Genomic DNA, 23,733 nt, shown 5'->3' with positions numbered 1-23,733 from the left:
GGTTCTCGCATACCGGAATATCGGTTACGATAGGCAAGTCGTCGCAGAGAAGGGACCCGTGCATGTCGCACACCACCGAAGACCAGGATGCCGGAGCGGTGTCGCTCGACCCGACCGGTGAGCACTACGACCTGGTGATCCGCGGCCAGCGTGTGCTGACCACCGCAGGCATCGTCCCGCGCGAGGTCGGCGTCCGGCACGGCAAGATCGTGGCGATGCAGCCCTACGGCAACAACCTGCAGGGCGCCGAGATCATCGAACTCCAGGACGACGAGACGCTGATCCCCGGTCTGGTCGACACGCACGTGCACGTCAACGAGCCCGGCCGCACCGAGTGGGAGGGCTTCGCCTCGGCCACCCGCGCCGCAGCCGCCGGCGGCGTCACCACCATCGTGGACATGCCGCTGAACAGCATCCCGCCGACCGTCAGTGTCGATGCGCTGAACACCAAGCGCGCGGTCGCGCGCGACCAGGTGCACGTCGACGTGGGCTTCTGGGGCGGCGCGATCCCGGGCAACACCGACGACCTGCGTCCGCTGCACGACGCCGGCGTGTTCGGCTTCAAGAGCTTCCTGCTGCACTCCGGCGTCGACGAGTTCCCGCCGCTGGACCCGGACGAGCTCGAGAAGGACATGCGCGAGCTGAAGAAGTTCGATTCGGTGATGATCGTGCACGCCGAGGACTCCCGCGCGATCGACCGCGCGCCGCAGCCCGAGGGCGACGATTACAGCAAGTTCCTGGCATCCCGTCCGCGCGGCGCCGAGAACCTCGCCATCGCCGAGGTCATCGAGCGCGCCCGCTGGACCGGCGGCCGCGCGCACATCCTGCACCTCTCGTCGTCGGATGCTCTGGCGATGCTGCGCACCGCCAAGCACGACGGCCTGAAGATCACGGTCGAGACCTGCCCGCACTACCTGACTCTGACGGCCGAGGAGATTCCGCACGGCGCGACCGCGTTCAAGTGCTGCCCGCCGATCCGTGAGGCGGGTAACCGGGAGCTGCTCTGGCAGGGGCTCGAAGACGGCACCATCGATTTCATCGTCTCGGACCACTCGCCCTCGACCCTCGACCTGAAGGACCTCGAGAACGGCGACTTCGCCGTGGCCTGGGGCGGCGTCGCGTCGCTGCAGCTCGGCCTCTCGCTGATCTGGACCGAGGCGCGCCAGCGCGGTCTGTCGCTTGAGACCGTCGTGGAGTGGATGAGCGAGAAGCCCGCGCAGTTCGCCGGCCTCACCGGCAAGGGCCGCATTGCGCCGGGCTACGACGCCGACTTCTCGATCTTCGCTGCCGACGACGCGTACGTCGTCGACGTCACGAAGCTGTACCACAAGAACCAGCTCACGCCCTATAACGGCAAGGCCCTGGCAGGCAAGGTGCGCAAGACCTGGCTGCACGGCGAGGTCATCGACTTCGAGACCCCGCGCGGTCGCCTGCTGCGCCGCGGCATGACGACCGAGGACTGACGTCTCGGCTCCTGAGCGAGCGAAGCGAGCGCCGTACTGAGCGAGCGCAGCGAGACGAAGTGACGAAGGAAGGATGCCCGGACTCACCCCTGCGGGGCGGGTCCGGGCATCCTTCCGTCTCGGCGACGAAGCGTCAGGAGTTCACGCGGATGATCTCGTGCTGATACGGCGCGATCACGCCGCCGGAGACGCGCAGGTCCAGCACGAGGAAGCGACGGGATGCCGGGTCCTCGGCCGTCCAGCTCGCGAGGCGATCCAGGTCGGCGAGCGTGTGCACCGCGACGCCCTCGGCGCCGACGGCCGCGGCGAAGGCCGCGAAGTCGACCTGGGGGATGAGCATCGGCTGCTCGGCGAGGCCCTTCAACCCGTAAAGGTTGACCTCGGCACCGTAGGCGGCGTCGTTCCAGACCACGGCCACGCCGCGTCCGCCGGCGGCGCGCACGGCCGACTCGAGGTCGGCGATCGCCATCAGTCCACCGCCGTCGCCGCTGGTGAGCACCACGGTCGACTCGGGCCGGGCGCGGGTGGCACCGACGACGCTCGGCCAGCCCTGGCCGATGGCCTGGAAGGCGGTGCCGATCATCATCATGCGGTCGGGCGATGCGACCGGCCAGTACATGTTCGCCCAGCCGATGAAGTGCCCGCCATCCGAGACGACCACGCGGTCCTCGGGCAGCAGCTCGGCGATGCGCCGCGCTGCGGAGCGGGGGTCGAGGCGGCCGTCGGCTGCGACGTCGTCGCCCGGGTCGTAAGCGCGTGCGGCTGCGACGTCGACGGTCTCGCGCCAGGGATGCTGGCGCGCTGAGCCTGCCGAAGGGGCGTGGCGCGTCTCGTCTCGCTCCGCTCGCTCGACGACCGGCAGAGCGCGCACGCGCTCGACGAGCGACTCGGCCGCGACTCGGGCATCCGCCCGCACGAAGCCGCCGACGTGCGCGTGGGTCGCGGCGGGCGCGACATCCACCTGGAACACCCGGGTGCCGGGCGCGAACAGCTCACCGAATCGCATCGTGAACTGGTTGAGGGATGCTCCGAACACGACAGCCACGTCTGCCTCGTGCACCAGAGCCATGGCGCCGTCCGCACCGAAGCCTCCGGTGACGCCGAGGTCGTACTGCTGCTCGGGGAAGATGCCGCGGCCGAGCGCGGACGAGGCGGTCAGGGCGCCGGTCAGCGCGGCGAGCTCGCCCAGCGCCTCGCCGGCGCCGGCCAGCCAGGCTCCGCGGCCGGCGAGCAGGAACGGCCGCTCGGCGCCGGCTAGGGCGGACGCGATCTCGTCCAGCATCCCATCGGCGAACTCACCGCGCGGCGCGAGCGGGGCGGGGATGCGGGGGCCGTCGCCCTCGGGCACCTCGCCGGCGTCGAGTGTGGCGACGTCGTAGGGGATCGCGAGGACGACGGGCACGCGATAGGTGAGGGCGTGCTCGATCGCGATGACGACCGTGGCCGCGGCATCCGCATGTCCGACGGTGTACGTGCGCGCCCCGACGCCCGAGGCGAGGGCGATCTGGTCGACGTCCCAGGGGCGCGGACCCGAGGTGGGCTCGTCGCCGACGACGAGCACGAGCGGGATGTGCGCCTGCACCGACTCGGCCAGCGCGGTGAGCGTGTTCGTGAAGCCGGCGCCGTAGGTGGTCGTGGCGGCGGCGATGCGGCCGGAGGCGCGGAAGTGCGCGTCGGCCGCGACGACGGCGCCCTGCTCGTGACGGACGGCCGTGTAGGTGGCATCCGTCTGCTTCTCGAGCGCGTCGAGGAAATAGGCGTTGCCGTTGCCCATCACGCCGAAGACGTGGTCGATGTGGCGGGCGATGGTGAGCGCGACGTGCGCGGAGACGGTGGGCATGACTGAGCCTTTCGAAACAGGACGGATGAGGATTCCGTATGTGTCTCGCCACTCGTCTGGGCCGCGGAGTGCTTCGTGCCCCTTTTTCGGGCACCGGCTGCGCAGCCGGACTTTCCGATTCTAAATGCACCACAATGGGTTCATGACGGATGCAGTGATCGAGCGCGAGACGCTCACCTGGGACGGATTCGGTGAGGCGACGCGGGATCTCGCCCGCCGCATCCTGGACAGCGGCTTCGAGACCGAGGTGGTCGTGGCGATCGCCCGCGGCGGGCTGCTGCCGGCCGGCGCCATCGCGTACGGCCTCGGTGCGAAGAACTGCGGCGCGATCAACATGGAGTTCTACACCGGCATCGGCACGGTGCTGGACGCTCCTGAGGTGCTGCCGCCCGAACTCGACATGGACTATCTGAACGGGCGGCGCGTGCTGCTCGTCGACGACGTGGCCGACTCCGGTCGCACTCTGGCCCTGGCCGTGCAGCTGCTGCAGGACAAGGGTGCGGATGTGCGATCGGTGACGATCTACACGAAGCCGACCACGATCATCCAGCCCGACTACGCCTGGAAGGACACCGATCTCTGGATCGACTTCCCGTGGTCGTTCAAGGGCACCGTGCGCGAAGAGGATCTCGGCCTGCCGCCGACCGCCTGACCTGTGGACAACGCGGCACTCGTGTCGGCGCAGTGCGGCAGGGTGGAGGCATGACCTCCTCCGCCACTCGTGATGCAGCCCTCGCCGCCCTGCGCGACCTCGTCGGGCGCCCCGATGCCGACTTCCACGACGGGCAGTACGAGGCGATCGAGGCGCTCGTCGCCGAGCGCCGACGCGCGCTGGTCGTGCAGCGCACCGGGTGGGGCAAGTCGGCGGTGTACTTCGTGGCGACGCTGCTGCTGCGACGTCAGGGCGCGGGGCCGACCGTACTCGTGTCGCCTCTTCTCGCGCTGATGCGCGACCAGATCAGCGCGGCCGAGCGCGCCGGCGTACGCGCGGTGGCGATCAACTCCACGAACGCGCACGAGTGGGACGACGTGCTGGCCCGGCTCGACCGTGACGAGGTCGACGTGCTGCTGGTCTCACCGGAACGGCTGAACAACCCGGCCTTCCGCGAGCAGCGTCTGCCCACGCTGGTGCAGCGGATCGGCATGCTCGTGGTCGACGAGGCGCACTGCATCAGCGACTGGGGCCATGACTTCCGGCCGGACTACCGGCGGCTGCGCGACCTGATCGCGCAGATGCCGGCCGACGTTCCGGTGCTGGCCACGACCGCGACCGCGAACAGTCGCGTCGTCGCGGATGTCGCGGAGCAGCTCGGCGGTGCGGACGTGCTGACGATCCGCGGTCCGCTGGCGCGTGCCTCGCTGCGCCTCGGCGTGCTGCAGCTGCCCAATGCGGCGAGCAGGCTGGCATGGCTGCTCAGCCATCTCGACGACCTGCCGGGATCCGGCATCATCTACACGCTGACGGTCGCGGCCGCGGTCGACACCGCGCGACTGCTGCGCGAGCACGGTCACGACGTGCGCGCCTACACCGGCCAGACGGATGCCGAGGAGCGCGAGGAGTCCGAGGGTCTGCTGAAGCGCAATGAGGTGAAGGCGCTCATCGCCACCAGCGCGCTCGGTATGGGATTCGACAAGCCCGACCTGGGATTCGTGCTGCACCTCGGTGCGCCGTCGTCGCCGGTGGCCTACTACCAACAGGTCGGCCGAGCCGGTCGCGCCAGTGACAGCGCCGACGTGCTGCTGCTTCCCGGCGTGGAGGACCGCGACATCTGGCACTACTTCGCGACCGCATCGATGCCCGATCGCGAGCGAGCCGAGCGCGTGATCGCGGCTCTCGGCGATGAGCCGATCTCGACACCAGCGCTGGAGGCGAGGGCCGACATCAGGCGCACGCCGCTCGAGCTGCTGCTCAAAGTGCTCGACGTCGATGGCGCGGTCCGGCGCGTGCAGGGCGGTTGGGTCGCAACCGGCGCGCCGTGGACCTACGATGCCGAGCGATACGAGCGCATCGCCGCGGAGCGCCGAGCCGAGCAGCAGCACATGATCGAGTACCAGCAGACCGGCGGATGCCGGATGGAGTTCCTGCAGCGCTCGCTGGACGACGCCACGGCCGCGCCGTGCGGGCGGTGCGACAACTGTGCGGGAGTGTGGTTCCCGACGGCTGTCGCAGCGGATGCCTCGACGAGTGCGGCCGAGTCGCTCGACCGGGTAGGTGTGCCGATCGAACCTCGCAAGCAGTGGCCCACGGGTGCCGACCGGCTCGACGTGCCGGTGCGGGGACGGATCGGAGCGGAGGAGCAGGCCGCCGAGGGGCGGGCGCTGGCGCGGCTGACCGACCTCGGCTGGGGCGGCACGCTGCGGGAGCTGTTCGCGGCCGGCGTGCCCGATCAGCCAATGCCCCCGCAGGTGCTGCAGGCTTGCGTACGAGTGCTCGCGGGGTGGGGCTGGGACGAGCGCCCGGTCGCCGTCGTCGGGATGCCATCGCGCTCCAAGCCTCAACTGACCGGCTCCCTGGCGCGCGGCCTCGCCGAGATCGGCCGGCTGCCGTACCTGGGTGAGCTCGGCTTCGCGAACGGGGGCCCGTCCGGTGCGCCCGGCGGGAACAGCGCCTTCCGGCTGGCGGGCGTCTGGGACCGGTTCGCCGCCGATGGGCTGGATGTCCCCGCGGGCCCGGTGCTGCTGGTCGACGACCTCGCAGACAGCCGCTGGACCCTGACGGTCGCCGCGCGCACCCTGCGCCAGGCGGGCGCTACGGCAGTGCTGCCGTTCGCACTCGCGCTGCGCGGGTGAGTTCAGTCGCGGTGCGCGCCGATGGATCTGGCCGTCGACTCGACCCAGCGTCGCTGCCGTCGCGTCTCGACGGCCCGCCGGTGATAGTGGGTGCGGGCCCACGACACGGCGTGCTCGGGTCGGATTCCGCTCATCACCGCCAGGAGGGCCACGGCTGACCCGGTTCGTCCGACGCCGCCTCCGCAGGCGATCTCGACACGCTGCTCACCCGCCCGCTCCCACGACTCGCGCAGCGCAGCCAGCGCGTCCTCGGTCGAGTCGGGCAGCCGGAAGTCGCGCCATAGCACCCAGCGGTACGCCCACCCTTCGGGCGCGGGGTCGCGACCGAGAAGGAAGACCGCGAAGTCGGGAGGCGACACAGGGCCGCGCGGTCTGCGCGACCCGGTGCCGCGGATGCGTCGGCCATCCGGCAGTTCCACAACGCCCGGTTCGTCCGTCCATGCGCTCACGAACTCGACGCTACTCGCCGAGCGGCCCGGTGCGGCCTCGGTCACAGTCTCCCGAAAGCGCGGAGCGGATGCTCGATCAACTCGGTCACACGGCGCAGGAAGCCCGAGGCGTAGCCGCCGTCGCAGACCCGGTGGTCGAAGACCAGCGAGAGCTGCGCGATGCGGCGAGGCACGATCTGCCCGTCCACGACCCAGGGGCGCTCGATCATGCGGCCGACGCCGAAGATCGCGACGTTCGGCGGATTGATGATCGCCGCCGAGCCGTCCACGCCCAGGCTGCCGTAGTTGTTCAGGGTGAAGGTCGAGCCGCGCATCCGTGACGGCTCGAGCGTGCCCGCGCGGGCCGCGTCGGCGGCGTCCCGCACCGCGGCGTCGAGGGCGTCGAGATCCATAGCGTGCGCGCGCGGGATCACCGGCACGACCAGACCTCGCGGGGTGTCCGCGGCGATGCCCAGGCTCACGCCGTCGAACACCGTGAGCTCTGTGGCGTCGGGGGACAACCGCGATGCCAGGATCGGGAAGTCCTCCAACGCGAGCAGGGTGAACCGGGCCACCAGCGCTGTCATCGACGGCGCACGGCCGCCCTCGGGCGCCATGTCGCGGCGGGCGTTCCAGAGCTCGGTCGCGTCGACGTCGAGCCACACGGTGGCCTCGGGGATCTCTGCCCGGCTGCGGCTCAGCGTCGCGCTCGCTGCTCGCCGCAGCGGCGACAGCGGCTCCTGCGAGCGGATCGCCAGACCGGAGGGATCGGATGCGGCGCCCGTGGACGCCGCGCCGGCGGTTGCCGCATGAGCAGCCGCTGCGTGATCCACTGCCTTGTCCACCGCGGCGCGCAGCACGTCGGCTCGGGTGACCGCGCCGTCCACGCCGGTCGCGGCGATCGCGCTCACGTCGAGCCCGAGGTCGCGAGCCAGGCGGCGGACGATCGGGTTGCGGACGGCGACCGGGGTCGAGCGCGTGCCCGGCTTCGGAGCGGGCAGCGCTCCTGCGGCGTGTACGGGGGCGACGCGCGGGCCGGGTGCGCTGAGCTCCGAAGTTCGGTTCGGGGAAGCAGCCGGCCGTCGGGTAGCCGTCTCGTCGGCGGCATCCGTTGACGCGGGAGCGGCCGACTGCCCGGCATCCTTCGGGGCCGTACCCATCTTCGGAGCACGACGAGTCTCGTCGGCGTGTCGCAGCGCGACACCCGCATGGATGGCGTTGGGGTCCGGGGTCGGGGTCGGGGTCGGGGTCGGGGCCGGGCGGACGGAAGGACGACGGCGCCGGCCCGAGGCGGCGCGCTCCGGCGTGCCGTAGCCGATCAGGACGTTGCCGGAGCCGGCCTGCTCCTCCTGCCGGTGAGCTTCGAGGAGGGCCGAGTCTGAGCGTCCTTCGTCTCGCTCCGCTCGCTCAGGACCCGAGGCAGGCCCCGAGGGAGCAGGACCGGAGGTGGCAGGACCCGAGGCGGCGGGCCCCGAGGTGGCAGGACCCGAGGGAGCAGGGCCTGAGGGGGCGGGGCCCGAGGGGACAGCGCCCGCGGCATCGGCGACCTCCAGCACCGGTGCGCCTACGGCGATCGTCTCGCCCTCGGTGCCGTGCAGGGCGGTGACGACACCGGCGAAGGGCGTCGGAAGCTCTACGACACTCTTCGCGGTCTCGACCTCAGCGATCGGCTGGTCGACGCTCACGGTGTCGCCGACGGCGACGAGCCATTGCACGAGGCCGGCCTCGGTGAGGCCCTCGCCCAGATCGGGCAGCCGGAAGATCCGGGCGGTGGCGACGCTCATTCGTCCTCCCAGTGCAGGGTGTCGATCGCGTCGAGTACGCGGTCGACATCGGGCAGATACCAGTGCTCGAACTTCGGCGGCGCGAACGGCACGTCGAACCCGGTGACCTTGCGCACCGGCGCCTGGAGGTGCTCGAAGCAGCGTTCAGACACGCGCGCCTGGATCTCGGACGCCACAGACACGTACCCCGGTGCCTCGGCGATCACGACAGCGCGGCCGGTCGAGCGCACAGCCGAGGTCACGGTCGCGTCGTCGAACGGCGAGAGCGAGCGCACATCGACGACCTGCACGCTGCGGCCCTCTTCTGCTGCGGCATCGGCCGCCTCCAGCGCGACCGGCACGGCGGTGCCGTACGCCAGCAGCGTGACATCCGTGCCGTCGCGCACAATGCGCGCGGTGCCCAGCTCGGTGCGCCGCGAGGTGTCGACCTCGCCCTTCATCCAGTACAGCTTCTTCGGCTCGAGGAAGATCACCGGGTCGGGCGAATCGATCGCCGCGCGCAGCAGCGAGTACGCGTCCTGCGGGTTCGACGGCGTGACGACCGTGAGCCCGGGCGTGTGGGCGTAGTAGGCCTCGGACGAGTCGCAGTGGTGCTCGACGCCGCCGATGCCGCCGCCGAACGGGATGCGGATCACCATCGGCAGCCGGATCGCGCCGCGGGTGCGGTTGCCGAGCTTGGCGACGTGGCTGACGACCTGTTCGAACGCGGGGTATGCGAACGCGTCGAACTGCATCTCGACGACCGGGCGCATGCCGTTCATCGCCATGCCGACGGCGGTGCCGACGATGCCGGACTCGGCGAGCGGGGTGTCGAAGCAGCGGTCCTCACCGAACCGGGCGGCGAGACCGTCGGTGATGCGGAACACCCCGCCGAGCTTTCCGACGTCCTCACCGAACAGCAGCACCTCGCGGCTGTCGGCCAGAGCGTAGGCGAGAGCGCGGTTCAGCGCGCCGGCCATCGTCATGGTCTGAGTGGCGGCGGATGCGGCATCCGTCGTCCGCACGTCGGCGATCGTCATCGTGCGCCTCCTTCGGTCGTGGCCATCTGCGCCCGCTCGATCTCGCCGCGCAGCAGTTCCCACTGCTCCTCGAGCTGCGGCGACCGCTGCGCGGTCACCCAGCGGAACATGTCCTCCGGGTCGATCTCGGGATCGGCGTTCATCGCATCGCGCAGTTCGGATGCCATGCGCTCGGCGCCCTCACGGATCGTCTGCTCGACATCGTCGTCGAGTGCTCCGGATGTCCGCAGGTGGGCTTTCATGCGGATCAGCGGGTCGCGCTCGAGCCACTGCTGCACCTCTTCACGCTCCCGGTAACGGGTGTCGTCGTCGGCGTTCGTGTGCGGCTGCATCCGGTAGGTGTGCGCCTCGACGAGCGAGGGGCCGCCGCCCGCGCGAGCGCGGTCGATCGCGTCGGTGAGCACCGAGAGCACAGCGGCGACGTCGTTGCCGTCCACCCGCTGCCCGGGCATCCCGTAGCCGATCGCCTTGTGCGCGAGCGAGGGTGCTGCGGTCTGCCGCGCCAGCGGCACGGAGATCGCGAAGCCATTGTTCTGCACGAGGAACACCACGGGCACGTGGAAAACGGCGGCGAAGTTCATCGCCTCGTGGAAGTCGCCCTCGCTGGTGGCGCCGTCGCCGCAGAGCGCGAGCACGACGGTGTCCTCCCCGCGCATCTTGGCGGCCTGCGCGAAGCCGACTGCGTGCAGCAGCTGGGTCGCCAGGGGAGTCGCCTGCGGGGCGACGCCGTAGACCGCGGGGTCGTAGCCGGCATGCCAGTCGCCGCGCAGCATGACCATCGCATCGGACGGGCGCACGCCGCGGCCGACCACCGCGACGGTGTCGCGATAGGTGGGGAACAGCCAGTCGCCGTCGCCGAGCACCATCGACGCCGCGACCTGGCAGGCCTCCTGGCCGTGCGAGGACGGATAGACCGCGAGGCGGCCCTGCTTCACGAGCGCGGTGCACTGCTCGTTCAGGCGCCTGCCTTCGACGAGCATCCGGTACGCCTCGCGAAGCGCGTCGGATGCCGGCATCCGATACTGCTCGTCGGCATGGGCCGCACCCGTCTCATCGATGAGCTGAACCGGGGATTCCCGGGGGAGCATGTCTGTCATCGCTCCGCCTCCTTGCCGAACGTCTCCTCCCGCCAGCATGCGCGCTGCCCGAGCGATCATCCAGACTGCAGGGCTATTTCATGGACGGATGCTTCTCGCGGGCGCGATCGGATGACAAACTGTCACGAGAACTCGACGAATCGGAGGCGCTCATGGTGGAGCTCGACGAGACCGACCTCGCGATCCTGCGGATGCTGAAGAAGGACGCCCGAGCGTCGATGACGGGCATCGCCGACGCCGTGCACATCTCCCGGGCCGGCGCGCACGCGCGCATCAAGCGGATGACGGATGCCGGCGTGATCACCGGCTACACGGTGCGCACCGACCCGATGCTGCTCGGGCACCACGCCTCGGCCTACGTGATGGTCGCGATCGAGCAGGCCAGCTGGCAGGAGGTGCGCGACAGACTGCACAGCATCGCCGAGGTCGAGCACATGGCCCTCATGGGCGGCGACTTCGACGTGCTGCTCCTGGTCCGCGCGCGCGACAACCGGGACCTGCGCAGGATCGTGCTCGAGGAGATCCAGGCGATCCCGCAGGTGCGGTCGTCGCGGACGTCGCTGATCTTCGAGGACTGGGGCGGGTAGTCCCCGGGCCCCGGGCCCCGGGTCCTGAGCGAGGGAATCTCCCCGGGTCCTGAGCGAGGGAATCTCCCCGGGTCCTGAGCGAGGAGCGCCAGCGACGAGACGAAGGGCGCCAGTCCCAGGGTGGGCGCGGGGCGAGATGTTCCCTGCGCTCGCAGAGTGGGACCCTCCCGCCAGCCGGGGCGGGCAAGCCCGCCCCGGCTGGCGGGCCCTCCCAATGCTCGCTCCGGGAACACCTCGCCCCGCGCAGGTGGGGAGCAGCGGGTCACGTGTGGTGTGGCAGGAGTGTGCCGGCATCCCATCGAGGGATGCCGGCACACCCGCCGGGCCGGCTGTGGCGAGCGGTCTGCGGTGCGGAGATGGCTCGGGTCGAGTGACGGATGCAGGCAGGTCGAACGGATGCCCGTGGTTGGGGCGGCGTGTCCGCCTGCAGACGTTCGACCCTGCCTGCATCCGTGACGGGGTGGCGGGCCTGCGCAGCCTAGTCGTCGAGCAGGGCGGCGGCGTACATGGGGCGGGCGGCGTCGACGCTCGGCGGATGGAACAGGCCAGCGGTGGCGTCGCGGAACAGACGGCTGGCCTCGTGGGCGTTGCCGAAGCCGGAGCCGCTGGTGCACATCAGGGCCACTTCGGCAGTGCGGCGGGCGGCAGTGGAGGCGTTCAGACGGGCGCTCACCAGCCTCAGCGGCCATCCCGCGCCGTGATCGGCCAGGTCGTCGAAGTCGCGGCAGTACGCCTCCAGCTGGGCGGGGACGGCCATGTACTCCATGTGCGCGTCGGCCAGACGGATGCGGGTCTCGGGCACCTCGGCATAGGTGGTGCCGGACTTCGCCGACTTCCTGGCCTTCAGCCCGGCGACCGCCAGCTGCAGCGCGCGCTGCGCGACGCCGGCGTAGACCGAGCCGATCAGCAGCTGGAAGTTGCTCGTGATCGCGAAGGTCAGCAGGTCCGGCACTCGCCCGGCGGGGATCCGCCGGGCGACCCGCTCGGGCCGCATCCGCACGTCCTTCAGGATCGTGGCGCGGCTCTGCGAGGCGCGCATGCCCATGACGTCCCAGTCGTCCGAGACCGTGATGCCGGCGGCATCCCGCTCCAGGAATCCGTAGATCAGCTGGGTCTCGTCCGAGGCATCCGTGCCGTGCACGATCAGCCGCGTCCACACCGGCGAGAGCGAGGTGAAGATCTTCACGCCCGAGATCAGGTAGCCGCCGTCGTCCTGCGGCACGGCGGTGGACTTCGATCCCTGCAGCACCCAGTCGTTCGAGGGCTCGCTGATGCCGAACGCGAAGATCTCGCCCGCGGCTGCCTCTTCGAGCACCCAGTCCAGGGAGTGATCGCCGCGCTCGCGCATCGCGTGCACGACACCGGTGCACATCAGGTGCATGTTGATCGCGAGGGCGGTCGCGGGAGCGGCGGTCGCGAGACGTTGCTGCAGCTTCGACACCTCGTTGAGGTTCAGCCCGGCGCCGCCGAGGTCCTCCGGCACGAACAGTCGCAGGTATCCGGCATCCTTCAGATCGGCGAGATCCTCGTCGAAGAACCGGTTCTCGCGGTCGTAGACCGCGGCGCGCTCGCGGAAGCGCTCCAACAGCGCATCGGGAAAGTACTGCTCGGCCAGCGCGGCGTGCCGAGCAGGGGAGTTGTCCGTCATGGGGTGATCCCTTCCGCGCGCCGCAGCACGAGCGCGCCGTTGTGGCCGCCGAACCCGAACGAGTTCGACAGCACCGTGTCGATCGGAAGCCGTCGGGCCTCCGTCACGATGTCGACGTCGCCGAACTCCGGGGCGTCGAGGTTGATCGTCGGAGGCAGGATGCCGGTGAGCAGGCTCTGCACAGCGAGCACCGCCTCCACCGCTCCGGATGCTCCGAGCAGATGCCCCGTCGACGACTTCGTCGCCGTGATCGGGATGCCGGGGAGTCGATCGCCGAGGGCGGCGCGCAGCGCGGACAGCTCGGCGGCGTCGCCGGCGGGCGTTCCGGTGCCGTGAGCGTTGACGTGGTCGACATCGGTCGCCGAGATCCCGGCATCCGTCAGGGCCGTCGTGATCGCGAGGGCCGCGCCTCGCCCGTGCGGTTCGGGGGCTGTGGGATGGTGCGCGTCGCTGGACTCGCCGAACCCGGCGACCTCGGCCAGCGGTGTCGCGCCGCGGGCCTCGGCGATGTCGGCCGCCTCGAGAAGCAGCGCGGCGGCGCCCTGGGCCATCACGAAACCGCGGCGGCCGCGGTCGAAGGGTCGGCTCGCGCTCGCCGGGTCGTCCTCATAGCCGCTCGCGAGTGCACGCAGGTTCGCGTTCGACGCGAGGTTGACCGGATTCAGGCAGTCCTCCATGCCGACGACGAGCACGGCATCGGCATAGCCATGGCGGATGCGGCGCAGCGCATCCCCGAGGCCTATCGCGCTGCTCGCGCAGGTTGCAGTGACGCCGTGAGCCGGGCCCTGTGCGCCGTAGCGCTGGCTGAGCAGCGCGGCCGCGGCATCCGGAGCGCCGTAGACGACGAGAGTGAGCGGAACCCCGCGCGGCCCCTTCGCGTCGAGCGCGCGCGTGGCCTGCTGCATCGCGTCGATCGGGCCGGATCCCGTCGCGGCGAGGATGCCGAAGCGGGTCGCGTTCCAGGGCGGGGCGCCCGCGCCGGCCTGCGCCATCGCCTGGTCGGCTGCGGCGATCGCCCAGTGCTGCACAGGGCTGAGCCGGCGTGCGAGCGCCGGTTCGAGGACGGATGCCGCGTCGAAGCCGCGCACCTGCCCACCGATGCGCACCGGGAGGTGAGCGAACTCGGGGGCGCCCAGCGCGGTGATCGCGCTGCGGCCGTTGACGGCGGCGTCCCAGAGCGCGGGAACGTCGAGCCCGCTCGGGGTGATCGCCCCGAGCCCGGTGATGACGACGCGGCGGCTCACAACCGCACCGCTCTCGATTCGGGCGCGAGGACGAGCTCCGTGGTCTCGCCGCGGCGGATCTTGCCGCCGGCAGTGCGGGGGAGCGCCGCGACAAGGTACCAGCGTCGCGGCACGAACTGCGGTGCGAGTCGTTCGCGGCTCCAGGCGCGCAGAGCGTCCTTGTCCGCATCGACCCCCTCGACCACGAGCGCAACGACGGCCCCGAGTCGCGGATGCGGAAGCGCCACCGCGCAGACGGCACCGAGCCCCGGCATCCCGTCGAAGGCACGCTCAACCTCGGGGAGCGAGACCTTGTGTCCGCCGGTGACGGCGATGTCGCCGGCCCGGCCGAGCAGTGCGAGTCGGCCATCCACCACGCGGGCCTGGTCGTGCACTGTGGCCCAGCCATCCGGGCCGCGCAGGACATCCGAAGCCGTCCCCGCGAGGTACCCGTCGGAGCAGGCCTCCGCGAGCACCCACAGCTCGCCGACCTCGCCGTCCGGAACCTGCGCTCCGGCCTCGTCCCGCACGGAGACGTCGACGCCGGCATAGACGTCGATGAGCGTGCCGTCGCCTCCACGGCTGTCACCGATGAACCCGATCTCCGCGGCACCGTAGTAGCTGATCAGCCGCACTCCGGGCAGCACATCTGCGAGACCCGTGCGGATCGAGACCGGCAGATTCGCGCCGCCGGTGACCACGAGTTCCAGCCTGGCGAAGGCGGAGGAGTCGCGCCGCGCAGCATCCGTCAGGGCCTGCACGATCGCGGGAACCGCGACCACCCGCGTGATGCGCTCGGCGCGCACGCGCCGGGCGATCGCCGCAGGGTCGAACGAGTCGGCGAGGTGCGCGCCACCGCCGGATGCCAGGCATTCGATCAGCGCGTACAGGGTGAGGCTGTACGAGAGCGGGCCGGGCGCGAGCGTCGCGACACCGGGGAACGGCTCGAGATGCGCGCTCGAGATCGCGAAGTTCGCACGGTACTGGGCCCGGGTCTTCAGGAACGCCTTCGGGTCGCTCGTCGTTCCGGACGAGAACAGCAGCAGGAACGCTTCGTCGCCATCCCGCACGGTCGGCGGTTCAGCGGGCGCGGCCGCCGCCTCGAGCGCGAGGAACTCCTCGAGGCCGATCACCGTTCCCTGCCACCCCTCCGTCGTGAGGGCCTCGGCCAGATCGGCGGAATCGCTGATCACGACCCCGATCCCGGAGCGCACGATCACGCGCACCCGGTGCGCGAGCGGCCAGAGCGGATCGATGGTCGCCGACACCGCCCGGTATCCGGCGAGCCCCGCGACGATGCGCGCGGCGTGGAACGCCGAGTCGATGCTCACCGCCGTGATCGGCATGCCGCCGGTCTCGGGCGCAGGCGCGACGGGATGTTCGCGGTGCAGCGCGTCGACGACTGCGAAGGTGTGCCGCGAGTCCTCGACCAGCCCGGCGTAGCTCAGTGACGCGTCAGGACCGGCGATCGCGATCCGGTCCGGATGCTCCTCCGCCACGGCGAGCACGGTGCGTGTGATCGGCACGATGTCCTCCCCGCAATCCGCACCAGTCTATGGCCCGGTGCCCGAGGCGGCTCCGGTCGCTCGCCCGTGACCCTGCCCGCGACGCAACGAAGTTCTCGTGCCGACCGGCGCGGTCACAGCGGCGTGGCGCGTGCAAGGAGATCTTCGCAGCTCGGCCGGGGCCCGCAGCTGCGTTCTCCTCCTCGCATCCGGGCAATGAGGGCGCTCGCGCTGTGATTCGTTGAGCGGGTCACAGCGCGAGCACGCGCAGCGACGAAGGCCTGGGGAGTGACGCCCCGGGAAGACCTACGGCGTCTCGATCGTGAGGGTCAGCCCCTCGGCATCCGCCTCGATCCGGATGCCCGTGAGATCGGCGACCACGAGGTCAGGGGCGTGCGCGGCGGATGCCGCGCCAACGCCGACCACGCGCATGCCTGCCGCCCGCGCCGCGGCGATGCCGGCCTCGGAGTCCTCGAACACCAGGCAGTCGGCAGGATCGACGCCGAGTCTGGACGCCCCGAGCAGGAACCCCTCGGGATGCGGCTTGGACGCTGTGACGTCCTCGGCCGTGATGTGCAGGGCAGGGATCTGCAGCCGCGCCTCGTTCATCCGCGCCTGCATCAGTCGCACATCGGCCGAGGTCACGATCGCGTGCGGGTGCGGCAGCAGGTCGTGCAGCAGCTTCTCGGCGCCCGGCACCGCGACGACGCCGGTCACGTCGTCGGCCTCTGTGGCGAGCATGACCTCGTTCTCGGCGATGTTCTGCTCGTGCGGGCGGTCGGGCAGCAGGATCGCCATGCTCTCGTAGCCCTGCCGGCCGTGCACGACCTCGAGCACGCGCGCGGGGTCGAGACCGTGCGGTTTCGCCCAGGCCAGCCAGGTCCGCTCCACGGCCGCCGTCGAGTCGACCAGGGTCCCGTCCATGTCGAGAAGCACGGCACGGATGCGGAAAGACTGGGTCATGTACACACCCTAACGGGGCATCCGAATCGGGTTTCTTAACATCTCGTGCGCATCCGCCGATCTTGAGACCCGAATCCTCAGGGTCTCCGGTATACCGCCGCGTACCCTGGAATCACGGGACGGATCCGTCCCGATCCACCCCGCCGCCGTCCCACCCTCCGGCGCGCACGCATGCAAGGACGCAGATGAACGATTTCGCCGCCCGCCACGACGAATGGGCTTCGCGAGAGGAACTGGCCGAGCGGATGATCCCGCTCATCGGATCGCTCCGGCGTGAGCGGGACGTGGTGACGTCGCTGCACGGCCACCGGCTGCTCGGCCTGTCGACCAAGGGACTGCTCGAGGTGCACGAACGGGTCGCCCAGCTCGGCCACGCGCAGCTGCGCGTCGAGGACACCCTCGCCGTGCTCGAAGGACTTCGCCGTCTGAATCCCGGTGCCTCGTCGATCGACGTCGCCCGCCTCGTCGAGGGGCACGCCGCAGGCGACCGCGACCTCGACGAGTACCTCCGCGAGGTGCTCGCGCCGGCACTCGGCGCCGAGGCCGCCGAGCCGACGGATGTCGTGCTGTACGGCTTCGGCCGCATCGGGCGCCTGCTCGCCCGCATCCTCATCGCGCACACCAGCGGCGGCAGCGGGCTTCGCCTGCGCGCCATCGTCGTGCGCCGCGGCGCCGAGAACGACATCGTCAAGCGCGCGTCGCTGCTGCTGCACGACTCCGTGCACGGCCGGTTCGAGGGGTCCGTCGAGGTCGACGAGGCGAACTCGCAGATCATCGCCAACGGCACCCGCATCCAGGTGATCTACTCCGACGACCCGACATCCGTCGACTACACCGCCTACGGCATCCACGACGCGATCGTCGTCGACAACACCGGCCGCTGGCGCGACGCGGACGGCCTCTCGCAGCACCTGCAGGCGAAGGGCGTCGCCCGCGTGCTGCTCACCGCACCCGGCAAGGGCGAGCTGAAGAACATTGTGCACGGCATCAACGACAGCACCATCGAGGACGGCGACCGCATCCTGTCGGCGGCATCCTGCACGACCAACGCGATCACGCCGGTGCTGAAGGCGATGGACGAGGCGTACGGCATCGTGCGCGGCCACGTCGAGACCGTGCACTCGTTCACGAACGACCAGAACCTCACCGACAACTTCCACAAGGGCGACCGTCGCGGCCGCAGCGCCGTGCTGAACATGGTCATCACCGAGACCGGCGCCGCCAAGGCCGTCGCGCGAGCGCTGCCCGAGCTGGCGGGCAAGCTCACCGGCTCGGCCATCCGCGTGCCCACCCCCGACGTCTCGCTCGCCGTGCTGCACCTCACTCTGGAGAACCCGGCCGACCGCGAGCAGCTGAACGACTACCTGCGCCGCGCATCGCTGCACTCCAAGCTGCGTCAGCAGATCGACTACGTGGAGAGCCCCGAAGTCGTCTCGACCGACTTCGTCGGCTCGCACCGCGCCGGCATCGTCGACGGCCTCGCGACGATCGCCACCGGAAACGACGTCGTGCTGTACGTCTGGTACGACAACGAGTACGGCTACTCCTGCCAGGTCATCCGCGTGCTCGAGACGATGGCGGGCTCGCACCCGGTCGTCATCCCGACGCGCCGCGAGGTCACGCTGACGGCCTGATCCGTCCACCTTGCGCTCCGGTCTCACTCGTTGTGGGTGCTCCGGCCGGCGGACCCGCATCCGTTGGGACCGGAGCATCTGGAGGTCGGCCTTCCCTTTGCTCCGGTCTCACTCGTTGTGGGTGTTCCGGCCGACGGACCCGCATCCGATGAGACCGGAGTCGTGTCCGCGGCATCCGGCATGATGGGCCAGGTGAACACGAAACGCCTGCTCGCGGAACGACTGCGCTCGCATCGGCTCACGGCCCCGGCGCGCACCGTGGCGGATGCCGCCTCGCACCTGCTTGCGGTGCAGAGCCAGGACTTCGTCGCCGGTCGCTGGGCGCTGGGGGCGCGCACCCGCGGAGCGGCGACCCTGTCGCAGGTCGATGCCGCGCTCGCCCGCGGCGAGATCGTACGAGCCTGGCCGTTGCGCGGCACGCTGCACATCGTCCCTGCCCGGGACCTCGGCTGGATGCTGTCGGTCACGGCGCCGCGACAGCACCAGCAGGCCGCGAGCCGGCACCGTCAGCTCGGCATCGACGACACCGTCGTCACGACAGCCGAGCGGGCGCTGCGCGAACGGATGGACGGAGGAATGACCCGTGCGCAGGCGTTCGAGGCCTTCGCGTCCGTCGGCATCGACCCGAAGGATCAGCGCGGCATCCACCTGCTCTTCGTGCTGACGATCAACGGCGTGCTCTGTCAGGGGCCGGTCGCGGGCAAGGACCAGCTGTTCGTGCTCGCAGAGGAGTGGATCACGGATGCCGCACAGCCGGACGACCCGCTCGCCGAGCTGTTCGTGCGGTACGTCGCCGGTCACGGTCCCGCCGGCGCGGCGGACCTCGCCTGGTGGGCCGGGCTCACGCTCGGACAGGCCCGCGAGGCAGTCGAGCGGGGTCGGCATCGGGTGACGGAGGTCGAGGACGGAGTGTTCGTCGCCGCCGAGTCGCCGCGGCGGGCCGCCGGGGCGGCATCCGTGCACGCTCTGCCGGCGTTCGACGAGTACTACATCTCCTACGCCGATCGCACGCCGGTGTGCTCCCCTGAGCACGCCATGGCGGTCGGGCCGGGCAAGAACGGCATGGTGCGTCCCACGATCATCGCCGGCGGCCGTGTCGCGGGCACCTGGTCTCACGCCGGGGCAGGGGGTCGGGCCCCCGAGCCGCAGTTCTTCGCGCCGCCGTCGGACGAGGTTGCGGATGCCGCGGCATCCGCCCTCGCCCGCTTCGCGGCCTTCCGCGCCGGCTGACGCGGCATGCTCGGCGGGCCGGGCCGGGCCGGCGCGTCGGGTGGGTGCTTGTCCGGAACAGGAGATTCGGCGAGAACAGGACGGATGCTGCTGATTCGTCCTGTTCTCGCGTGCTCTCCTGTTCTGGGTGACGGGGAGCGAGGCCTGCGTGGTGTCCGAGAGCCGGCTCAGCCGGCGGCGTGGCGCTCCAGGAAGTCGTAGACCTCGGTGTCGTCGACGCCGGGGAACGCTCCGCGGGGGAGAGGAGAGAACATGTGCGTGTGCACGCGGGCGCTCGGCCAGGCGCGGCCGCTCCAGCGGCTGACCTGATCGGCGTCCGGGCGGCGGCAGCACGCCTCGTCAGGGCAGGTCGACTGCGCCCGCGTCGAGGTCTCGCGTCCGCGCCACCAGCGCGCATCGTCGAACGGCACGCCGATCGTCACGGAGAACTCGCCCTCGCTCGACGATCCGGTCTGCGTCGCGCACCAGAACGTGCCCGCGGGAGTGTCGGTGTACTGGTGCTGCTCGGTGGTGCGGTTCTGCTGGCCGAACGCCGCGCGCGCCTGGAACTTACGGCACACCGGCTGCCCCTCGACGGAACCGGTGACGTCCATGGGCAGCGGCAGGTCGTCGTTCTCGTAGACACGGGTGATCGCGCCCGACGAGTCGACGCGCAGCATGTGCAGGCGCATGCCGAGGTGCTCGGTCATCAGATTGGTCATGCGCAGGGCCGCCGCCTCGTGCGTCACGCCGAACGCGTCCCGGAAGTCCTCGACGGCGAGGTTGCGATCCTTCTTCGCCTGTTGCAGGAACGCCACACCGGCGGTCTCGGGGATCAGGCAGCACGCGGCGAAGTAGTTGATCTCCAGCCGCTGCTGCAGGAAGTCGGCGTAGTCGGTGGGCGGGGTGTGCCCGAGCAGGCGGTGCGCCATCGCCTGCAGAGCCATCGACCGCAGGCCGTGGCCACCGGGGATGGATGCCGGCGGAAGGTAGATGCGCCCGTTCTCGAGATCGGTCAACGACCGTGTCGAGTGCGGCAGATCGTTCGCGTAGATCAGCTCGAAGCCGAGCTTCTCGGCCATGATGCTCACCGTGCGGTGCGTGAGGGCGCCCGAGGTGTGGCCTGCGGCCTTGAGCTGCTTCTCGGCGAGCTTCTCGATGTCGCCGCGGTAGTTGTTCTGCGCGCGCATGCGCAGACGCAGCTCGGTGTTGGCGCGGCGGGCCTCCTCCGGGGTGGCGATGGCCTCGCGCTCCCGGCGCTGCAGTTCGTGGTGCAGACCGAGCACGGACTCGATGGTCTCGTCGCTCATGCCCTTCGTCACGCGCACCGGCGCGATGCCGAGCTGACGGAATACCGGCGAGCGCTGCGCACGGTCGAGCTCGATCTCCAGCGCCGCACGGCGGTTCGGCGGCTCGCCGGAGATGAGGTCGGAGACCTCGGTGCCGCATGCCTCGGCGATCGCCTGCAGCAGCGAGAGTTTGGGCTCGCGCTTGCCGTTCTCGATCAGGCTCAGCTGCGAACCGGCGATGCCGACCTTGGCGCCCAGTTCGTCGAGGGTGAGACCGCGCGCCACCCGATGGTGACGGATGCGGTGCCCGAGGGTGGTCAGTTCCAGTCCGGTGCTCGCCATGTCTTGATCATAGCGAAAGATTTGTGGTTCTTTCTCGCCAATTCCTCGGAAAGTCGCCGCGTTTCGAGAAGAAGATGGATGTACAGCACACCGCTTCGAAGGAGCAGACATGGCTATCGCCGAGACGTTCACCCCTCACCTCTCAGCCGTCGCCCCCGCACGGAGCTACGGCTCGGCCCCTGGGTACGACACTCCTGCCATGGCGGAGCTGCGCGCATGGGTCGACGGCATCGCCGCGCTGACGCAGCCCGCGCGTGTGCACTGGATCGACGGCTCGGCCGCCGAGAACGACGCGATCATGCGCGAGCTGGTCGACGAGGGCAAGATCATCAAGCTCAATCCCGAGTGGCGGCCGGGCTCGTACCTGGCCCGCTCGCACCCCAGCGACGTCGCGCGCACCGAGGCGCGCACCTTCATCGCCTCCGAGAAGCAGGAGGATGCCGGCCCCACGAACAACTGGGCCGACCCGGCGGAGATGCACGCCACCATGGACCGCATCTTCGAGGGGTCGATGCGCGGACGCACCATGTACGTCGTCCCGTTCTCGATGGGCCCCGTCGGCGGCAAGCTCTCGCACATCGGCGTCCAGGTCACTGACAGCGCCTACGCCGTGGCATCCATCGGCATCATGACCCGCGTCGGCGACGCGGTCACCCGCCAGATCGCGGAGGGCGCACCGTGGGTGCGCACCGTGCACTCGGTGGGCGCGCCGCTCGAGCCCGGGCAGCAGGATGTCGCCTGGCCGTGCAACGACGAGAAGTACATCGTGCACTTCCCCGACACCCTCGAGGTGTACTCCTACGGTTCGGGCTACGGCGGCAACGCGATCCTCGCCAAGAAGTGCTTCGCGCTGCGCATCGCGTCGGTCATCGCCCGCGACGAGGGCTGGTTGGCCGAGCACATGCTGCTCATCAAGGTCATCTCGCCCGAGGGTCGCGCCTACCACGTGGCCGCCGCGTTCCCCTCGGCCTGCGGCAAGACCAACCTCGCCATGCTGCGTCCGACCATCCCCGGATGGAAGGTGGAGACCCTCGGCGACGACATCGTCTGGATCCGTCCAGGCGAGGACGGGCGCATGCACGCGATGAACCCCGAGGCGGGCTTCTTCGGCGTCGCGCCCGGCACCGGTGAGTCGACCAACGTCACCGCGGTGGAGACGCTCTGGGGCAACACGATCTTCACGAACGTCGCTCTGCGTTCCGACGGCGACGTGTGGTGGGAGGGCCTCACCGACACCCCGCCCGCCGAGCTGATCGACTGGGAGGGCAACCCCTGGACGCCGGACTCCGGTCGCCCCGCCGCGCACCCCAACTCGCGCTTCACGGTCTCGGCCGCGCAGTGCCCGCAGATCTCCGACGACTGGGAGGACCCTGAGGGCGTGCCGCTCGACGTCATCCTGTTCGGCGGACGCCGCGCCAGCAACGTGCCGCTGGTCGTCGAGGCGACGGACTGGACGCACGGTGTCTTCCTCGGCTCCACGATCTCGTCCGAACGCACCGCGGCGGCCGAGGGCACCGTCGGCGAGCTGCGACGCGATCCGTTCGCCATGCTGCCGTTCTGCGGCTACAACATGGGCGACTACTTCGGCCACTGGCTGAAGGTGGGGCGCACGCTGCGGTTCGATCGAGCTCCGCGCATCTTCCAGGTCAACTGGTTCCGCCGTGGCGAGGACGGCCGCTTCCTGTGGCCGGGCTTCGGTGACAACTCGCGCGTCATCGATTGGATCATCCGTCGCATCGAGGGCAAGGTCGCCGCCGTCGACAGCCCGATCGGCAGGCTCCCGATCGTCGCGGACCTCAATCTGGACGGACTCGACATTCCGCAGGCCGACCTCGACGAGCTGTTCGCGGTGGACACCGCCGCGTGGCTGGAGGAGGCCGACAAGACGGAGGAGTTCTACGCGATCTTCGGCGACAGGCTGCCCGCGGCTCTGCGCAGCGAGCTCTCCGCGCTTCGCTACCGGCTCTCCTCCGCGAGCTGACCCTTCGTCTCGCCGCGGATCCTGAGCGAGGAGCGCAGCGACGAGCGCCGTACTGAGCGAGCGGAGCGAGACGAAGTGACGAAGGGCGCTCAGGGGCCGAGAAGAGCCACGGATGAGGGATGCCGGTGCGCCGGCATCCCGCATCCGGCCCGGGTTCTAAGCTGAGCGCATGAGTGATCGACGGTTCCCGCGGAGCGTGTACGGCGTGGGCGAGGAGCCCGACCCGCGCTTCTCGCTCGCGAACGAGCGCACCTTCCTGGCCTGGATCCGCACTGCACTGGCGCTGGTCGCCGTGGGGATCGCGATCGAGGCGCTGCAGCTCGACATCCATCCTGTGCCGCGCTTCCTGGCTGCGGTGCTGTTCGTGCTGCTGGGCGTCATCGCGACTGTGCACGCCTGGCTTTCGTGGGCGCGCAGCGAGCGCGCGATGCGGCAGCACCTCGCGCTGGCGGGGCCCACGACCGGCGTCGTCATCGCGGCCGGGGTGATCATCGCCATCCTGCTGCTCGGCGCGGGGCTGTTCCTGTGACGGATGCCGCGGAGCAAGCAGCAGATCGTCCGTTCGATGTCGGGCTGCAGACCGAGCGCACGCTGCTCGCGTGGCGGCGCACCTGCCTCGCACTGGCGGTCGGCAACGGTGCCGCGATCAAGTACCTCTCCGACGCTCTGGGGCTGTGGGCGACGCTCATCGGCTTCCTCGGACTCGTCCTCTCGGTTGTGGCGTGGGTGCTGTGCAGCATCCGCTATCGCCGGGCGCACGGCGGACTCGTGCGCGACGAGACGCTCATCGTGAGCGGGCGACTGCCGGCGCTCGTGACCGCCGCCGTCGGCGCGGCGGGAGTCGCCGGACTCGTGGTGCTCTTCGTGCAGTGGCGCCCTTGGTAACGTTTGGTCTACCAATCTGAAGTTTGGTACGCCAAATTCTTGACTT

The 23,733-nt window shown here is 70.6% G+C and carries 19 protein-coding genes; 9 read left to right on the top strand and 10 right to left on the bottom strand.

Annotated features, from left to right (window positions below; genetic code table 11):
• Nucleotides 1–62: 62 nt before the first annotated feature.
• On the top strand, nt 63–1,463 hold the full coding sequence (gene allB, locus ACFVDO_RS06825; RefSeq protein WP_378859102.1) for an allantoinase AllB: 1,401 nt from the start codon (nt 63–65) through the stop codon (nt 1,461–1,463).
• A 133-nt stretch (nt 1,464–1,596) separates the two neighbouring features.
• On the opposite strand, the gene ACFVDO_RS06820 is transcribed toward allB, so the two are convergent.
• Entirely contained in the window at nt 1,597–3,303 is a 1,707-nt protein-coding gene (locus ACFVDO_RS06820) for a thiamine pyrophosphate-binding protein (protein ID WP_378859103.1), read from the bottom strand.
• A gap of 142 nt (nt 3,304–3,445) precedes the next feature.
• On the opposite strand from ACFVDO_RS06820, the gene ACFVDO_RS06815 reads away from it, so the two are divergent.
• Together ACFVDO_RS06815 and ACFVDO_RS06810 are read left to right on the top strand one after the other, a co-directional pair.
• Nucleotides 3,446–3,955: a phosphoribosyltransferase gene (locus ACFVDO_RS06815; RefSeq protein WP_378859104.1), complete on the top strand. Its 510-nt coding sequence runs from the start codon at nt 3,446–3,448 to the stop codon at nt 3,953–3,955.
• Nucleotides 3,956–4,005: 50 nt separating this feature from the next.
• On the top strand, nt 4,006–6,093 hold the full coding sequence (locus ACFVDO_RS06810) for a RecQ family ATP-dependent DNA helicase (protein ID WP_378859105.1): 2,088 nt from the start codon (nt 4,006–4,008) through the stop codon (nt 6,091–6,093).
• A gap of 2 nt (nt 6,094–6,095) precedes the next feature.
• On the opposite strand, the gene ACFVDO_RS06805 is transcribed toward ACFVDO_RS06810, so the two are convergent.
• Genes ACFVDO_RS06805 through pdhA form a run of 4 tightly spaced genes read right to left on the bottom strand, consistent with a single transcriptional unit; the run spans nt 6,096 to nt 10,421 of the window.
• Nucleotides 6,096–6,542 (bottom strand): protein-tyrosine phosphatase family protein, encoded by a 447-nt coding sequence (locus ACFVDO_RS06805; RefSeq protein ID WP_378859106.1) that lies wholly within the window; start codon nt 6,540–6,542, stop codon nt 6,096–6,098.
• A gap of 41 nt (nt 6,543–6,583) precedes the next feature.
• Nucleotides 6,584–8,305 carry a 2-oxo acid dehydrogenase subunit E2 gene (locus tag ACFVDO_RS06800; RefSeq protein ID WP_378859107.1) on the bottom strand — a complete coding sequence of 574 codons (1,722 nt, stop codon included), beginning with the start codon at nt 8,303–8,305 and terminating at the stop codon, nt 6,584–6,586.
• Complete coding sequence (locus tag ACFVDO_RS06795) at nt 8,302–9,324, bottom strand: alpha-ketoacid dehydrogenase subunit beta (RefSeq protein WP_378859108.1); 1,023 nt, start codon at nt 9,322–9,324, stop codon at nt 8,302–8,304. Before ACFVDO_RS06795 ends, ACFVDO_RS06800 begins: the two co-directional genes overlap by 4 nt.
• Nucleotides 9,321–10,421, bottom strand: a complete 1,101-nt coding sequence (pdhA, locus tag ACFVDO_RS06790; protein ID WP_378859109.1) for a pyruvate dehydrogenase (acetyl-transferring) E1 component subunit alpha — start codon at nt 10,419–10,421, stop codon at nt 9,321–9,323. The genes ACFVDO_RS06795 and pdhA overlap by 4 nt, the downstream gene beginning before the upstream one ends.
• A 152-nt stretch (nt 10,422–10,573) precedes the next feature.
• Between pdhA and ACFVDO_RS06785 the strand changes: the two genes are divergently transcribed.
• Nucleotides 10,574–11,008: an Lrp/AsnC family transcriptional regulator gene (locus tag ACFVDO_RS06785; RefSeq protein WP_378859110.1), complete on the top strand. Its 435-nt coding sequence runs from the start codon at nt 10,574–10,576 to the stop codon at nt 11,006–11,008.
• Between the two features lie 478 nt (nt 11,009–11,486).
• On the opposite strand, the gene ACFVDO_RS06780 is transcribed toward ACFVDO_RS06785, so the two are convergent.
• The 4 genes from ACFVDO_RS06780 to ACFVDO_RS06765 all read right to left on the bottom strand — a co-directional run bounded on the left by ACFVDO_RS06780 (nt 11,487) and on the right by ACFVDO_RS06765 (nt 16,347).
• Nucleotides 11,487–12,656: an acyl-CoA dehydrogenase family protein gene (locus ACFVDO_RS06780; RefSeq protein WP_378859701.1), complete on the bottom strand. Its 1,170-nt coding sequence runs from the start codon at nt 12,654–12,656 to the stop codon at nt 11,487–11,489.
• Nucleotides 12,653–13,900, bottom strand: a complete 1,248-nt coding sequence (locus tag ACFVDO_RS06775; protein ID WP_378859702.1) for a beta-ketoacyl-[acyl-carrier-protein] synthase family protein — start codon at nt 13,898–13,900, stop codon at nt 12,653–12,655. The genes ACFVDO_RS06780 and ACFVDO_RS06775 overlap by 4 nt, the downstream gene beginning before the upstream one ends.
• Nucleotides 13,897–15,405 carry a class I adenylate-forming enzyme family protein gene (locus ACFVDO_RS06770; RefSeq protein ID WP_378859703.1) on the bottom strand — a complete coding sequence of 503 codons (1,509 nt, stop codon included), beginning with the start codon at nt 15,403–15,405 and terminating at the stop codon, nt 13,897–13,899. The genes ACFVDO_RS06775 and ACFVDO_RS06770 overlap by 4 nt, the downstream gene beginning before the upstream one ends.
• Before the next feature lie 285 nt (nt 15,406–15,690).
• Nucleotides 15,691–16,347: an HAD-IA family hydrolase gene (locus tag ACFVDO_RS06765; protein WP_378859704.1), complete on the bottom strand. Its 657-nt coding sequence runs from the start codon at nt 16,345–16,347 to the stop codon at nt 15,691–15,693.
• A 185-nt stretch (nt 16,348–16,532) separates the two neighbouring features.
• Between ACFVDO_RS06765 and ACFVDO_RS06760 the strand changes: the two genes are divergently transcribed.
• The gene (locus ACFVDO_RS06760; protein ID WP_378859705.1) at nt 16,533–17,981 is read left to right on the top strand and encodes a glyceraldehyde-3-phosphate dehydrogenase; all 1,449 of its coding nucleotides are present in this window, start codon (nt 16,533–16,535) and stop codon (nt 17,979–17,981) included.
• Nucleotides 17,982–18,143: 162 nt separating this feature from the next.
• Entirely contained in the window at nt 18,144–19,211 is a 1,068-nt protein-coding gene (locus ACFVDO_RS06755; RefSeq protein WP_378859706.1) for a winged helix DNA-binding domain-containing protein, read from the top strand.
• A 167-nt stretch (nt 19,212–19,378) separates the two neighbouring features.
• On the opposite strand, the gene ACFVDO_RS06750 is transcribed toward ACFVDO_RS06755, so the two are convergent.
• Nucleotides 19,379–20,821 carry a helix-turn-helix domain-containing protein gene (locus tag ACFVDO_RS06750; RefSeq protein ID WP_378859707.1) on the bottom strand — a complete coding sequence of 481 codons (1,443 nt, stop codon included), beginning with the start codon at nt 20,819–20,821 and terminating at the stop codon, nt 19,379–19,381.
• A 109-nt stretch (nt 20,822–20,930) separates the two neighbouring features.
• Here ACFVDO_RS06750 and ACFVDO_RS06745 point away from each other — a divergent pair, with 109 nt between their 5' ends.
• From ACFVDO_RS06745 to ACFVDO_RS06735, 3 genes are all read left to right on the top strand, one after another.
• Nucleotides 20,931–22,802 (top strand): phosphoenolpyruvate carboxykinase (GTP), encoded by a 1,872-nt coding sequence (locus ACFVDO_RS06745; protein ID WP_378859708.1) that lies wholly within the window; start codon nt 20,931–20,933, stop codon nt 22,800–22,802.
• Between the two features lie 169 nt (nt 22,803–22,971).
• On the top strand, nt 22,972–23,331 hold the full coding sequence (locus tag ACFVDO_RS06740) for a YidH family protein (RefSeq protein WP_378859709.1): 360 nt from the start codon (nt 22,972–22,974) through the stop codon (nt 23,329–23,331).
• Complete coding sequence (locus tag ACFVDO_RS06735) at nt 23,328–23,687, top strand: DUF202 domain-containing protein (RefSeq protein WP_378859710.1); 360 nt, start codon at nt 23,328–23,330, stop codon at nt 23,685–23,687. The genes ACFVDO_RS06740 and ACFVDO_RS06735 overlap by 4 nt, the downstream gene beginning before the upstream one ends.
• The last annotated feature ends 46 nt before the right edge of the window (nt 23,688–23,733 follow it).

Origin of the sequence: Microbacterium sp. NPDC057741 (assembly GCF_042798735.1) — a bacterium.
Lineage (GTDB): Bacteria > Actinomycetota > Actinomycetes > Actinomycetales > Microbacteriaceae > Microbacterium.
This window is presented reverse-complemented; position numbering and strand designations above follow the sequence as displayed.

Bases quoted from the DNA above. Each gene is read 5' to 3' on its own strand.
- ACFVDO_RS06795 (WP_378859108.1), bottom strand. From the start codon at position 9,324: ATGACGATCGCCGACGTGCGGACGACGGATGCCGCATCCGCCGCCACT.
- ACFVDO_RS06800 (WP_378859107.1), bottom strand. From the start codon at position 8,305: ATGAGCGTCGCCACCGCCCGGATCTTCCGGCTGCCCGATCTGGGCGAG.
- ACFVDO_RS06820 (WP_378859103.1), bottom strand. From the start codon at position 3,303: ATGCCCACCGTCTCCGCGCACGTCGCGCTCACCATCGCCCGCCACATC.
- ACFVDO_RS06810 (WP_378859105.1), top strand. From the start codon at position 4,006: ATGACCTCCTCCGCCACTCGTGATGCAGCCCTCGCCGCCCTGCGCGAC.
- ACFVDO_RS06780 (WP_378859701.1), bottom strand. From the start codon at position 12,656: ATGACGGACAACTCCCCTGCTCGGCACGCCGCGCTGGCCGAGCAGTAC.
- ACFVDO_RS06760 (WP_378859705.1), top strand. From the start codon at position 16,533: ATGAACGATTTCGCCGCCCGCCACGACGAATGGGCTTCGCGAGAGGAA.
- ACFVDO_RS06765 (WP_378859704.1), bottom strand. From the start codon at position 16,347: ATGACCCAGTCTTTCCGCATCCGTGCCGTGCTTCTCGACATGGACGGG.
- ACFVDO_RS06750 (WP_378859707.1), bottom strand. From the start codon at position 20,821: ATGGCGAGCACCGGACTGGAACTGACCACCCTCGGGCACCGCATCCGT.
- ACFVDO_RS06745 (WP_378859708.1), top strand. From the start codon at position 20,931: ATGGCTATCGCCGAGACGTTCACCCCTCACCTCTCAGCCGTCGCCCCC.
- ACFVDO_RS06815 (WP_378859104.1), top strand. From the start codon at position 3,446: ATGACGGATGCAGTGATCGAGCGCGAGACGCTCACCTGGGACGGATTC.
- pdhA (WP_378859109.1), bottom strand. From the start codon at position 10,421: ATGACAGACATGCTCCCCCGGGAATCCCCGGTTCAGCTCATCGATGAG.
- ACFVDO_RS06785 (WP_378859110.1), top strand. From the start codon at position 10,574: ATGGTGGAGCTCGACGAGACCGACCTCGCGATCCTGCGGATGCTGAAG.
- allB (WP_378859102.1), top strand. From the start codon at position 63: ATGTCGCACACCACCGAAGACCAGGATGCCGGAGCGGTGTCGCTCGAC.
- ACFVDO_RS06740 (WP_378859709.1), top strand. From the start codon at position 22,972: ATGAGTGATCGACGGTTCCCGCGGAGCGTGTACGGCGTGGGCGAGGAG.